Genomic DNA, 13,639 nt, shown 5'->3' on the forward strand with positions numbered 1-13,639 from the left:
CGAGGGTGGACTGCACGGCCACCGGGATCCGCAAGGCGCGGGTCTGTGGTACAGTCTGGATCGGGGTGAAATGGGCCTGACGCGGCCTCACATTCTGGCGGAATTTTCGCCCGCCAAAGCCGCGCCTGCATGTTCATGCGGGGCGATTGCCGTGGTCTCGGCGTCCATCTCGATCAGATAGGGCGCGACGAAACCGGCATAGTCGTCCTTGCGCTGTTGCGGCAGGTCTTTCCAGCCAGTGATCGACCCGCGGCATTTGGCGTGCCCGCAGCCGCACGAAGCGGTGAAATGCTCGATCCGGTAATTGCGCATCGCGTAATCATATGTGGCTTCGTCTTCGGCTGCGATGTCGCGCATCGCGACGATATTATGACCGCCGGTTGCGTTGAGCATGATGCCGCAATTGGGATCGCAGGAATGGTTGAACTTGGAGCCGAGCCCCTTGTGAAATCCGAACCGGGTCTTGCTGATTTGGGAGGCGTGCGAGTGGTTGGTGATCGGCCTGTCATCGAGCACCCCCAGATACAGGATGTCGCCTTTAGTAAATGATTCCAGAGCATAAATGCCCTGGCCGCGACCTTGCGCGGTCCGCTCTTCGATAACGCTTTTCATGTGGGATTCCTCAGCCAGCAATGGCGTGGTGAGACCGCGAGCCATTGGCTCTGGTCTTTGCGAAAGGATACTGCGCGACGCCGAGTTGCTGCCGGGCTTCTTGGATCAGGTTCTCATGATGATTGACGCAGCCGCGCGGCGCAGTCCGCTTCCCTGCAGCTGCGGCTTTCATCAAGGCAACCTGGTGGTCGTATAGAAGTCTGTTGAGGCTCAATTCGCGTTCTCCCTAATGCGGGAGCGCAATTGTCTCTCAGTCGAGATGCGCATTAAGACGTGCTCTCGATTGCTCCTAGATGGTGATGATCGTCACGATCTACAAGCAGCAGAGCGAGGGAACTTTGAGGCGCAAGCAGCCCGAGCCTGAGCCTGCTAGGCGCGTTTGCGTCCGAACCAGATCGTGTGATGCGCGCCCTTGTTGTTCGGACGCGAGCGGACGCTGCGTTCTTCGACGTCGAAACCGGCCTCTTTCATCCGGCGGCGAAAGCCGTGATCGGGGGCGGCTGACCAGACCGAGACAATCCCGCCGGGCTTCAGCGCATCGCGCGCTTTGCCAAGGCCGGTGCGCGAATAGATGCGGTTGTTGTCGGCGCGCACCATCCCGTCCGGCCCGTTATCCACGTCGAGCAGGATCGCGTCGAACTTCTCGCACGTCCCGTCATTGGCATCGTCAATCAGCGCGGCGACATCGCAGATTTTGAGGTCGAGGCGCTTGTCCGACAGGCAGTCACCGGTCAGCTCCGCCATCGGCCCTTGCGCCCATTCAATGATCTTGTCCGAGATCTCCGCGACCACCGCCTGCGCGCCCTCGCCCATCCGTGCCAAAGCCGCGCGCAGAGTGAAGCCCATGCCATAGCCGCCGATCAGGATGCGCGGGTTGCTTGCCTCCAAGCGGTCAAGCGTCAGCTCGGCCAGCTGCTCTTCGGAAAAGCGCATGCGGGAGCTCATCAACTCGTTGCGACCCAGCACGATCATAAAGTCGCGCCCATGGCTGTAGAGCTCGAGCGTTTCGCCGTCCTGGATGTCGGCGGTGTCGAGAAGTTCGCGTTTGAGCATTTTTGTTCCTGCGTGCCGGAGCCACCCGCTCCCTCCACCCTTCCACCCGGATCGTAACCCGGTGTGATAATCCGGGTGGAAGGGTGGAGGGAGCGGGTGGCGCGGTCAATCCATAAAGAAGGCCCGCCGAAATCGCTTTCGGCGGGCCTTGCTGTTTCGCTTGCGCTAAAGGCTTAGTCCTTCAGGAAGTCCGGCATTGCTGCGGGGCCATCATTGTCGCCGCCGCCGTCACGATTGCCACCGCGACCACCACGGTCGCCGCCGCGGCCACGACCGCCGCCGCCACCGCGCGGACCACGACGGTCCCCACGATCACCGCGCGGTTTGCTCTCGCGTGGTGGGCGTGTGTCTTCCAGCTCTTCGCCGGTTTCTTGGTCAACAACGCGCATCGACAGACGGACCTTGCCGCGCTGGTCGATCTCGAGAACCTTGACCTTTACTTCCTGGCCTTCGCTGACGACGTCAGTGACCTTCTCGACCCGCTCGTTCTTCATTTCGGAGACGTGGACGAGACCGTCCTTGCCGCCCATGAAGTTCACGAACGCGCCGAAATCGACGATGTTTACGACCTTGCCGTTGTAGATCTTGCCCACTTCGGCTTCCTCGACGATGCCTTCGATCCACGCGCGTGCTGCGGCGATCTCGTCTGCATTCGAAGAGCTGATCTTGATCGTGCCTTCGTCGTCAATGTCGACCTTGGCGCCGGTTTCAGCGACAATTTCGCGGATAACCTTACCGCCCGTGCCGATAACGTCGCGGATCTTCGATTTGTCGATCTGCATCGTTTCGATACGCGGAGCGTGCTTGGAAACCTCGGTGCGGGCGCCGGTCAGAGCCTTCGCCATTTCACCCAGGATGTGCGCGCGGCCGGCTTTCGCCTGTTCGAGCGCTTTTTCCATGATTTCCTTGGTGATGCCGGCAACCTTGATGTCCATCTGGAGGCTGGTGATGCCTTCTTCTGAACCGGCAACCTTGAAGTCCATGTCGCCGAGGTGATCTTCGTCACCCAGAATGTCGGACAGAACTGCGAAGTCGCTGCCTTCGAGGATCAGACCCATCGCAATGCCCGAAACCGGACGTGCGAGCGGAACGCCTGCATCCATCATCGACAATGCACCGCCGCAGACAGTCGCCATTGAGGACGAGCCGTTGGACTCGGTGATGTCGGACAGAACGCGGATCGTGTACGGGAAATCTTCCGTGTTGGGCAGAACCGGACGCAGCGCGCGGAAAGCGAGCTTGCCGTGGCCGGTTTCGCGGCGGCTGGTAAAGCCGAAACGGCCCACTTCACCGACCGAATAGGGCGGGAAGTTATAGTGCAGCATGAAGTTGCTGTAGCTAAGGCCTTCCAGACCGTCGATCATCTGCTCTGCATCTTTGGTGCCGAGCGTGGTGGTGCAGATCGCCTGCGTTTCACCGCGGGTGAACAGCGCCGAACCGTGGGTACGCGGCAGCAGGCCGACCATGGCTTCGATCGGGCGAACCTGATCGAGCTTGCGTCCGTCGATGCGGGTGCCGTCCTTGATGATGGCGCCGCGAACGATTTCGGCTTCCAGCTTCTTGACCGCCTTGTTGGCGACCATCTGGGTCTGGCCTTCTTCCTCGGCGAAAGCTTCTTTCGCCTTGGCGCGCGCTTCGTTCAGAGCATCGGAACGCGCCGACTTGTCGGTCAGCTTGTAAGCAGCCGCGATGTCGTCTCCGACGATGCCGCGCAGCTTTTCCTTGATTGCCGAAGTGTCGTCGCTGGTGTCGACTTCCCAAGGTTCCTTGGCAGCCTGTTCAGCCAGATCGATGATCGCGCCGATGACCTTGCGGCTTTCCTCGTGAGCAAACATGACCGCGCCGAGCATCTGCTCTTCGGTCAGTTCTTTCGCTTCGGATTCAACCATCATCACCGCGTCGTTGGTCGCCGCGACAACGAGGTCGAGATTGCCGTCTTCGCCCAGCGCATCGGTGATGCTCGGGTTGAGGACATATTCGCCTTCATTGTTGAAGCCGACGCGCGCTGCGCCGATCGGACCCATGAAGGGAAGGCCGCTAATGGTCAGAGCAGCAGAGGCTGCGATCATTGCGACGATATCTGGCTCGGTTTCGCCGTCATAGGACAGAACCTGGCAGATCACGTTGATTTCGTTGTAGAACCCTTCAGGGAAGAGCGGGCGCACCGGACGGTCGATCAGACGGCTGGTGAGCGTTTCTTTCTCTGTCGCGCGACCTTCGCGCTTGAAGAAGCCGCCCGGGATACGGCCGGCTGCCGAGAATTTTTCCTGATAGTGAACGGTGAGCGGGAAGAAGTCCTGCCCCTCGCGAACACTCTTGGCGGCGGTGACTGCGCACAGCACCACGGTTTCGCCATAAGTGGCCAGAACAGCGCCGTCTGCCTGACGGGCAATGCGGCCTGTTTCCAGAGTGAGGGTTTTTCCGCCCCACTCCACCGATACGGTTTTCGTGTCGAACATGTATTTTCCTTTTGAACCCGCATGACGCCTTATTGCGTGGCGGGGCCTACTTGTGCCGGGGATACCGTCCCGGTCCGGTGCGGGGCTAATCGCGCCCCATTTTTCCGCTCCCGGCCGAATTGCTCGGGAGAGGATAGACAAAGGGCGGCCCTTGGAGCCGCCCCTTGAAAAACTCTTACTTACGCAGACCCAGCTTCTGGATCAGGGCGTTGTAACGCTCGACGTCTTTCTTCTTGAGAAAGGCGAGCAGGTTGCGGCGCTTGTTGACCATCATCAGAAGGCCGCGACGCGAGTGGTTGTCCTTGTGGTTGGACTTGAAGTGTTCGGTGAGGTTGCGGATGCGCTCGGTGAGGATCGCGACCTGAACTTCGGGACTGCCCGTATCGCCTTTGGCCTGGGCATTGTCCTTGATAATTTCTTGCTTACGCTCGGGTGAAACCGACATATTTTCTCTTTCTACTCAGCGACATCGGGAAGGTTGAAACCCCTGACAACTTTCGCTGTCCCATCCGAAATTTCCATAAGCGCGACAGGGACGCTGTCCAGCATCGCACAATAGAGCCCGGATGGTTGGGGCAATCCAGACAAGACCCGGCCTTCTCGGGCCGCCTGCGCGTCTGTCTGGTTGAGGTTGAGGGCCGGGATGTCGTCCAGCCCCGCCTCTAACGGCAGGAGGAGGTCTTCAAGGGCCGCGCCATTAGCGACTTCGTTCAGTTTGTCCAGCGAAATCGCTTGGGATTCGGTGAATGGACCGGCCTTTGTCCGCCTTAGATAGGTAACATGGCCGAGACTTCCAAGGTCGCGCGCGATGTCGCGGGCAAGACTGCGGATATAGGTGCCTTTGGAAACGTGCGCGGTTAGGGTGATCGCATCGCGTTCGTGACCGCCATCGGCGATGGTGAGCGCATGAATCGTGACCGCACGCGTTTTGAGCGTCACTTCCTCCCCAGCCCTCGCCAGATCATAGGCGCGCTTGCCATCGACTTTGAGCGCCGAATAGGCTGGCGGCACCTGCTCGATCGCGCCTGTGAAGTGAGGGAGCGCCGCCTCTACCTGCTCCAGCGTTGGGCGGTGATCGCTGCGTTCGACGACTTCGCCTTCGGTGTCGAGCGTGGCGGTCTCCTCGCCGAACTTGAGAGTGAAGTCATAAATCTTGCTCGCATCAAGCATCCGCCCAGCGAGCTTGGTCGCCTCGCCAAGCGCAATCGGCAATACCCCTTCGGCCAGCGGGTCCAGAGTGCCACCATGGCCCACCTTCGTCTTGGCATAGCCGCCCTGACGCAGATTGCGCTTCACCGCCGCGACAGCCTGCGTCGATCCAAGCCCGCGCGGCTTGTCGAGGATGATCCAGCCATTCGGCGCGGGTTTAAGCTCGCTCATGCCGCCCCGCTAGGCGCAGTTGGCCATTTGCTCAAGCGGCAGAAGGCTCCTCTGCGCCCGAGCGGAAGCCGAACTTCGCCCGTTTGCCGAACACCACGAGATTGGTGAGCAAGGCCACAAGGACCGAGCTGAACAGCACGAACACCATCACGTCGATATAGTGCAACCAGTCGAGGCCGAGATAGCGGTAGAATGTCGTCCCGCCCCAGACCGCGCGGTCGGTGTAGAGATAGAAGGTGTGGAACGCGTAGATCCCGACGCCGTAGGCCAGCCCCGTAACCGCCGCGCGCGCATCCATATTGCGGAACAGCAGCGCCGCGATAAAGGCGGACAGGATCGGCATGGAGAGCAGTCCGTTCAATTGCTGCAACAGATCGATAATGCTCTCTGCATTCGAGTAGATCGGCACCAGCAGGATCGAGACGACCATCGCGCCGATCCCGACCTTGCGGTTGAGCCGCACGACATCGACGTCCGGATTGACAAACTTGCGGTGGAAATCGACCGACCAGAGCGTGATCGTCGCGTTCATCACAGCAGAATAGGTGGTCAGCACCGCCGCCGCGATCATCGCTGCGAATAGCCCGCTGGTCCAACTGGGCATGATGTCCCCGACAAGACGGCCATAGGCTTCGTCCCCGACGCCGCCGTAGAGTTTGAACGCCACGACGCCCGGAATAACCACAATCGGCGGCACGATCAGCACGCGAATGATGGCAGCCGCCATGATGCCCTTTTGCGCTTCTTTCACATTGGGAGCAGCAAGAGCCTTTTGCGTGATGTTCTGATTGGTCGACCAGTAGAATATCTGGATGAAGATCATGCCGGTGAACAGCGTGTGGAACGGTATCTGGGAATCGTAATCCCCGACCATCGAGAGCCGCTCTGTCGGCACGCCGGAGAAGTCGAAACCGATGGCTTTCAGCGCGAGGAACACAACCAGCAAAGCCAGCGCAAGAATGCCGATGCCGCTATAGGTGTCGAGCACCGCCACAGCGCGCAGTCCGCCGAGGATCGCATAGGCCGCGCCGACAATCGCAAAGACGATTGCTATCGCCATCAAGCCGCGATCCACTGCCATTCCGGGATCTTCGCCAAAAGGCGGCACGATCACAAATTGCCCCATCTCCAACCCGAACAGCGACTGGATAAACAGCGACCCGCTATAGATCACCGCAGGCAGGTAAATGAACAGATTGCCCGCGAGGAACAGGCCCGAGATTACCGTGCGGATACTCGCGCCGTCATAGCGCTTTTCGAGCAGTTCGGTGACGGTCGTGCAATTGTTGCGATAGTAGATCGGCACAAAGATGAAGGCGAGCATCAGCAGGCCGATAAATCCGGCGATCTCCCACCAAGCGACCAGCAGCATCTGCGCGCCGTTCATGCCCACCAGCTGATCGGTCGAAAGGTTGGTCAGCGTGATCGCGCCCGCGACGAAGAACCAGCTCAGTCCCCCGCCTGCGAGGAAAATCTCCTTGTCCGCCGATGCATGGCTGGCCGCGCGCGCTGCCGCCACCTTGCGCCACACAAGCGCGGCGAGAATGGCCATCAAGGCGAAAAAGACCGCAATCTGGACGACGTTCATTCAAATTCTCCCTCGCCCGCATGCCCCTATTCGCGGAATTGAGTTGTCCTAGAGCAAGGCGTGTCGCAAAGAAATTCCCGATGACTGACAAGCTTCAGAATATTCACGAATTGTTTGAACTGCGCGCAGGCGGGACGCTGCTGGCACTCGAAGCGCGTAAAGGCGAGCGGGCGCATATCCTCTATGCCGGGCCTGACCTGCCCGGTGCCAATGCCGAAGAACTGGCGCTGCTAGCGACACGGCAACATGCGCCGGGCACGCCTGCGGTCCATCAGCGCGGGTCGCTGCTCAACGAGGTCGGAACGGGCATTTCGGGACCGTCCAGCCTTATCGGCCACCGCGGCGGCATGGATTGGGCAATTGATTTGCGCGTAGTGGAAGTGATCGAGCTGTCCCCGCAGGCTGTCGAAATCCACTGCGAAGACAGCACCTGCGGCCTAGCTAGCGTGCATTCCTTCGCACTCGATCCGGCAACCGGCATGTTGTCGAGCAGCACGCGGATCGAAAATCGCGGCGATAGCACTTTCGACCTCGATTGGTGCGCAGCGCTGTGCCTGCCCTTCGACCCACGCCTAACGCGCTTCCTCAGCTTCACCGGACGCTGGGCTGGCGAGTTTCACATCGAGGAAGTCCCCGCATTTCAGGGCAGCATTGTGCGCGAGAACAAGGCCGGGCGGACCAGCCATGACTCCTTCCCCGGCGGAATTCTCGCCAGCGCCGACACGAGCGAGATGCACGGCCCGGCCTGCGGTTTCCACCTCGCATGGAGCGGCAATCACCGCCTGCGGATCGACCGCCACAGCGACGCTCGCGGCTTTGTGCAGATGGGCGAAATGGGCTTTCCCGGCGAGTTTCGACTGGCAGCGGGTGAGCACTACCAATCACCCGAGGCGCTGGTTGCTTGGTCGCAGGACGGGCTGAACGGTGTCTCGCACGCCTTCCACGAATATTTGTGCGGATCGGTGCTCGACAAACGCAGCCGCACCGCGCCCCGCCCCGTCCACTACAACACATGGGAAGCGGTCTATTTCGGCCATGACGAAGACACGCTGATTGACCTCGCCGAGCGCGCCGCCGCTGTTGGCGCAGAGCGCTTTGTGCTCGACGATGGCTGGTTCGGCGGTCGGCGCAACGATGCGGCAGGACTGGGCAATTGGTGGGTGAGCGGACAGGTCTATCCCAAAGGCCTTCACAAGCTGGCGGGCCGCGTGCGCGAGCTAGGCATGGAATTCGGCCTGTGGTTCGAACCCGAAATGGTCAATCCCGACAGCGACCTCTACCGCGCGCATCCCGACTGGGTGCTGAGAGCTGAAGGCGTTGAGCCAGTGCCATCGCGCGGTCAGTTGACGCTCGACCTCACCCGAAGCGAAGTGTGCGACTATCTGTTCGACAAGATCAACGCGCTCGTCGTCGAATACGCCATCGACTACATCAAGTGGGACATGAACCGCGATATCCAGCATCCGGGCAGCGGCGGGCGAGCGGTCGCGGGCGCGCAGACGCGGGCTGTCTACGCCTTGATCGCGCGCCTCCGCTCTGCCCATCCCGCTCTAGAGATCGAGAGCTGCGCGTCGGGCGGTGGCCGCGCCGATTTCGGCATCTTGCGCAACACCGACCGGGTCTGGACCTCGGACAATAACGATGCGCGCGCACGGCAGTCGATCCAGCGCGGCGCTTCGCATTTCCTGCCTCTTCGCGTCCTCGGCAGCCATGTCGGGCCAAAGCGCTGCCACATTACGGGGCGCAAATTCTCCATGGCCTTCCGCGCGGCGAGCGCCATTTTCGGCCATATGGGAATGGAGCTGGACCTGCGGCGCGAGAGCGAGCGCGATCTGGCGGTGCTCAAGGCAGGCATCGCGCTCTACAAGCAGCACCGCGAGCTGATCCATGCGGGGCGCTTCTACCGGCTCGATGGGTCGCCCGCCACCAATCTGGTCGGATGCGTCGGCACCGATCGATGCGAAGCGCTGTTCTCTTACGCTGTGCTCGAAAACGAGATCGTCACCCTGCCCGCGCGCATCCACTTCGCCGGGCTCGATCCGCTGGCGCAATACCGCGTCAAGCTGGTCTGGCCACAGCACAATCCTTCGATCTCCTCACCCTCGATTGTTGACGCCGCCGGTCTACAGGGCGAAGGAACGCTCATATCGGGAGCAGCGCTGATGGGTCACGGGATTCAGCCGCCGCTTACCCATCCCGACACCTGTCTGATCTATCACCTTAAGGCTGAGACGTGAGCGAGAATTTCGACCTTCTGGTCATTGGCGGCGGCATTAACGGCGCAGGCATTGCCCGCGATGCGGCGGGGCGCGGCATGTCGGTGTGTCTGGTTGAGAAGGACGACCTTGCGGCGCATACGTCCAGCTCCTCAACCAAGCTGGTCCATGGCGGACTGCGCTATCTCGAACATTTCGAATTCCGGCTGGTGCGTGAAAGCCTGATCGAGCGTGAGCGGCTGCTGGGCCTTGCCCCGCATATCATCTGGCCGCTGCGCTTTGTGTTGCCGCACGACAAAGGATTGCGGCCCAAATGGATGCTCCGGCTGGGCCTGTTTCTCTATGACAATCTGGGCGGGCGCAAATTGCTGCCGCCGACCAAGACGGTCGATCTGCGCGCCGCTCCGCATAGCGAAGTGCTGGAAGAGCGGCTCACAACAGGCTTTGAATATTCCGATTGCTGGGTCGAGGATGCACGGCTGACCGTGCTCAATTGCGTCGACGCGATGGAGCGCGGCGCCGAAATCCGCACCCGCACAGAATGCACCGCGCTGGAGCGGCGCAGGGATGTCTGGATCGCCACTTTGCGCGGGGAAGACGGCAACGAGGAGCGGATTGTCGCGCGCCAGGTCGTCAACGCTGCTGGCCCGTGGGTCGATACGGTTCTGGGCCGCGCGATCCCCGGCGCTGAGCACAACAATCTGCGTCTCGTCAAAGGCAGCCACCTGATCTTCCCGCGCCTGTTCGAAGGCGATCACGCTTATATCTTTCAAAACAAGGACAACCGGATCGTCTTTGCGATTCCCTATGAGCGCGAATTCACGCTGGTCGGCACCACCGATGTCGGTTTTGAAGGCGATCCATCGGGCATCCAAATCTCGGAGGAAGAGAAGCGCTATATCTGCGATGCGGTGAACGAATATCTGCGCGTCGACGTATCGCCCGATCAGGCCGTGTCGAGCTATGCCGGGGTGCGCCCGCTCTATGATGACAAATCTGCATCAAACTCGACCGTGACGCGCGACTATGTGTTCGAGGTTGATCGCGGCGAGGCGGGCGATGCGCCGCCAATGCTCTCGATCTTCGGCGGCAAGATCACAACCTATCGCAAGCTTGCCGAACATGCGCTTGAAAAGCTGGGTCATTCCAAAGATGACTGGTCCGCGCGCGAGCCATTGCCCGGAGGGGACTTCGCGCCCGAAAAGTTTGACGAGAAGCTGGAATGGCTCAGCGGGCGCAAGCCATGGACCCCCGCCGATGTCCTACGCAGGCTCTACCGCGCCTATGGCACGCGGATCGAACAGGTTCTCGGCACCGCCGTATCGACCAGCGAGCTCGGCGAACATTTCGGCGGCGGTTTCTACGAAGCCGAGCTGAACTATCTGGTTGAGCACGAATTTGCCCGCAGCGCCGAGGATGTGCTGTGGCGTCGCAGCAAGCTTGGTCTGCATTTGGACGATGCGGCTCAGCAGCGTTTGGCAGCATGGTTCGATAAGAAGGCGCTCTTGTGACGCAGCTTGCCCGCTCAATCGGTGGCCGCGCGACCTATCGCCGCGATCATCGCAAGGCCGATGGGCGGATGCTCCACCTCTATGGCCGCGAGGCACATAGCCTTCCGCCCCAGAGCGAAAGCGCTGACGAGATCGCACAAGGCGGTGAGCTGCGCCGCCACCCGCTAAGGCAGGAATGGAATGTCTATGCCGCGCATAGGCAGAACCGGACGTTCAAGCCTTCCGCCGCCGACGACCCACTCGCACCCACAATCCCCGGCGGGCCGGAGACCGAGATTCCCTTCGCCGATTTTGAATGCGCTGTGTTCGAGAACAAGTTCGCCGCCTTCCACCCCGGCGCGGCCAGCGCAGCCGACCTTGGCGGCATCGAAACCGAACCGGCCAAGGGCGCATGCGATGTCGTGGTCTATGCTCCCGAAGCGACAGGCAGCCTCGAATCCATCGGCAGCGACCGGCGGCAAGTGCTGCTCGGCGCGCTGATCGACCGCTACGAGACGCATTTCGCTGCGGGGTGCGAATATGTCCTGCCGTTCGAAAATCGCGGCGACGAGGTGGGCGTGACGCTCCACCATCCGCATGGCCAGATTTACGGCTTTGACCGCGTGCCCGACGTCCAGCAGCGCGCGATTGATGCCTTTGCGAGCGGGTACGATCTTGCAGGCGAGATCGCCGCTGCCCTGCCCGATTATGGCCTTGGCGTCGAAGGCGGCATGGCGGCTTTCGTCCCGCGATTTGCGCGCTTCCCCTACGAAATCTGGATCGCCCCGCTTGCCGCCCGTCAGGGGCCGTGGGATTGCTCTGACGAGGAATTGCAGGCGCTCGATTACTGGCTCGGCGAAGTCACGCGGCGCTATGACGCTTTGTTCCAGCAGCCTGCCGCGACGATGATGGCGTTTCATGCAGCGCCCAATGGCGGATCGACCGGATACCACTTCACCGTCCAGTTCTACCCGCTGCTGCGCGCGCCCGGACGGGTCAAATATCTCGCTTCGGTCGAGCAGCACACCGGTACGTTTACCGTCGATGTGATGCCGGAGGACGCGGCGCAGACACTTCGGAAGTTCGTGCGCGATGCCTGAGACTTTCACCGCCACTTATCTTGGGCATGCGCCCGGACGGGTCAATCTGATCGGCGAGCACACCGATTATAATGGCGGCATGGTCCTGCCTGCCGCGCTGTCGATCGGGATCGAGGTTTCTCTCTCCCCGCGCAGTGACAGCATGGTCGCGGTCACCTCGAACAATTACGACGCGCCAGCGGTGCGCGACCTCGCTGATGATGCCGTGGGCGAGTGGTCAGACCCTTGTGTGGGCGCCTTGCGAGAGGCCAATGCGCTGGGCCTGCTCCAAGGCGGGGCCAGCATAGACATCCGCTCGACCATGCCGGAGGGGTCGGGCCTGTCCTCCTCTGCTGCGCTGATCGTCGCGATCCTGAAGGCCGCGCGCGAGGCCGGTGGTGGGACGCAGAATGATGTGGAGCTGGCGGTCGCGGCGCGCCGGGTCGAGAACCATTATATGGGCGTGCCTTGCGGGATCATGGACCAGATGGCAGTCGCGCTGGCGACGCCCGGCACCGCGATGGCGCTCGACACCAAGAGCCTTGACTGGACCATCGCCTCCCTGCCCGCCGGTTACGCAATGCTGGTCGTGCATTCGGGCCTCACCCGCAAGCTGACCGATGGCCGCTACGGCGCGCGCAAGGCGGAGTGCGACGCAGCCAAGCGGTATTTCGGGACCGAGGATCTGTGCCTGCTGGACCGCGCACAGGTCGAAGGGGCAGACCTCGACGACATACCCAAACGCCGCGCACTCCACTGCCTCACCGAGCATCGGCGCACCGTCGAAGCAGTTGACGCTCTGGAGGCTGGCGCAATGGCCCGCTTCGGCGAGTTGATGAACGAAAGCCACGCCTCGATGCGCGACCTGTTCGACATGTCGCTGCCCGAAATCGATGCGCTGGTGGCGAGCGCGCAAGAACTGGGAGCCTTGGGCGCGCGGCTCACCGGTGGCGGCTTTGGCGGGTGCATTGTGGTGTGCGTGCAGGCGGAACGGCGCGAGGCGCTGCTGGAGCAATTGCTCGCCCGGCATTCGGGCGCGCGCTTTGTCGACGCGGTTAGTGCTGACTAGTCAGCCTGAAAGGGCCCTAAAATGACTGCGCGATCATGTCGGCAAGGCCGATATAGATATCCATCGCTCCCTCGACGAGCGGAAGCACGGTCACTTCGAGCCAGCCGGTCCCGAAAACCCAGCTATACCCGATCACGCCAAGGATCAGCACGATGCCAAAACGCTGGATCCGCTCCCAGTAGAAACGCAGCTTGCCCGGCAGCAGCCCGCCGACAATGTGCGAGCCGTCAAAAGGCGGGATCGGCAGCAGGTTGAACATGCCGAGAAAGATGTTGATGAGCAGGAACATCGACAGCGCCTCGACGACGATGCTCACATTGCCCGGCTCAGGATAGCCCCAGACCGCGGCGATCAGGCCCAGCACTACGGCGCCGATAGCGGCAAGCGCGAAGTTCATCGCGGGTCCAGCAGCGGCAACCGCCATCATCCCCCAACGCGGATTTCTGAGGCGATATTTGTTCACCGGCACCGGCTTGGCCCAGCCGAATGCGGGCGCACCCATCAGCAGCAATCCGCCCGGCACCAGCAAGGTGCCCACCGGATCGACATGTTTGATCGGGTTGAAGGTCAGCCGCCCACGCTCGCTCGCGGTGGGATCGCCCAGCGCCTTGGCCGCAAGGCCGTGTGCAACCTCGTGAAAGACAATCGCCACGACAAGCGCGGGGACGAGGAGCATGATCAGGGTGGCTTGGT

The 13,639-nt window shown here is 61.6% G+C and carries 11 protein-coding genes; 4 read left to right on the top strand and 7 right to left on the bottom strand.

Annotation, left to right across the window (positions count from 1 at the left end; genetic code table 11):
• Window positions 1-87: 87 nt before the first annotated feature.
• The 6 genes from Q0887_RS07680 to Q0887_RS07705 form a co-directional block, all read right to left on the bottom strand.
• Window positions 88-612, bottom strand: coding sequence for an SET domain-containing methyltransferase (locus tag Q0887_RS07680; protein WP_299193712.1), 525 nt, complete (start codon window positions 610-612; stop codon window positions 88-90).
• 369 nt (window positions 613-981) lie between these two features.
• A complete protein-coding gene (locus Q0887_RS07685) occupies window positions 982-1,665 on the bottom strand; it encodes an MnmC family methyltransferase (RefSeq protein ID WP_299193713.1) in 684 nt (227 codons plus the stop codon).
• 173 nt (window positions 1,666-1,838) lie between these two features.
• Window positions 1,839-4,124: a polyribonucleotide nucleotidyltransferase gene (pnp, locus tag Q0887_RS07690; protein ID WP_299193715.1), complete on the bottom strand. Its 2,286-nt coding sequence runs from the start codon at window positions 4,122-4,124 to the stop codon at window positions 1,839-1,841.
• A gap of 175 nt (window positions 4,125-4,299) precedes the next feature.
• Complete coding sequence (gene rpsO, locus Q0887_RS07695; RefSeq protein WP_299193717.1) at window positions 4,300-4,569, bottom strand: 30S ribosomal protein S15; 270 nt, start codon at window positions 4,567-4,569, stop codon at window positions 4,300-4,302.
• A gap of 11 nt (window positions 4,570-4,580) precedes the next feature.
• A complete protein-coding gene (truB, locus tag Q0887_RS07700) occupies window positions 4,581-5,504 on the bottom strand; it encodes a tRNA pseudouridine(55) synthase TruB (protein ID WP_299193719.1) in 924 nt (307 codons plus the stop codon).
• A 31-nt stretch (window positions 5,505-5,535) separates the two neighbouring features.
• Complete coding sequence (locus tag Q0887_RS07705) at window positions 5,536-7,092, bottom strand: SLC5 family protein (RefSeq protein ID WP_299193721.1); 1,557 nt, start codon at window positions 7,090-7,092, stop codon at window positions 5,536-5,538.
• Window positions 7,093-7,172: 80 nt separating this feature from the next.
• Between Q0887_RS07705 and Q0887_RS07710 the strand changes: the two genes are divergently transcribed.
• From Q0887_RS07710 to galK, 4 genes are read left to right on the top strand one after another with little or no spacing between them, the layout of a single operon-like run.
• Complete coding sequence (locus tag Q0887_RS07710; RefSeq protein WP_299193723.1) at window positions 7,173-9,329, top strand: alpha-galactosidase; 2,157 nt, start codon at window positions 7,173-7,175, stop codon at window positions 9,327-9,329.
• Entirely contained in the window at window positions 9,326-10,819 is a 1,494-nt protein-coding gene (gene glpD / locus Q0887_RS07715) for a glycerol-3-phosphate dehydrogenase (RefSeq protein ID WP_299193725.1), read from the top strand. Before Q0887_RS07710 ends, glpD begins: the two co-directional genes overlap by 4 nt.
• Window positions 10,816-11,898 carry a galactose-1-phosphate uridylyltransferase gene (locus Q0887_RS07720; RefSeq protein WP_299193726.1) on the top strand — a complete coding sequence of 361 codons (1,083 nt, stop codon included), beginning with the start codon at window positions 10,816-10,818 and terminating at the stop codon, window positions 11,896-11,898. Before glpD ends, Q0887_RS07720 begins: the two co-directional genes overlap by 4 nt.
• Window positions 11,891-12,946, top strand: a complete 1,056-nt coding sequence (galK, locus tag Q0887_RS07725; protein ID WP_299193727.1) for a galactokinase — start codon at window positions 11,891-11,893, stop codon at window positions 12,944-12,946. Before Q0887_RS07720 ends, galK begins: the two co-directional genes overlap by 8 nt.
• Window positions 12,947-12,962: 16 nt before the next feature.
• On the opposite strand, the gene Q0887_RS07730 is transcribed toward galK, so the two are convergent.
• Window positions 12,963-13,622 carry a site-2 protease family protein gene (locus Q0887_RS07730; protein ID WP_299193729.1) on the bottom strand — a complete coding sequence of 220 codons (660 nt, stop codon included), beginning with the start codon at window positions 13,620-13,622 and terminating at the stop codon, window positions 12,963-12,965.
• Window positions 13,623-13,639: the final 17 nt, after the last annotated feature.

Origin of the sequence: uncultured Erythrobacter sp., assembly GCF_947492365.1 — a bacterium.
Taxonomy (GTDB): Bacteria; Pseudomonadota; Alphaproteobacteria; order Sphingomonadales; family Sphingomonadaceae; genus Erythrobacter.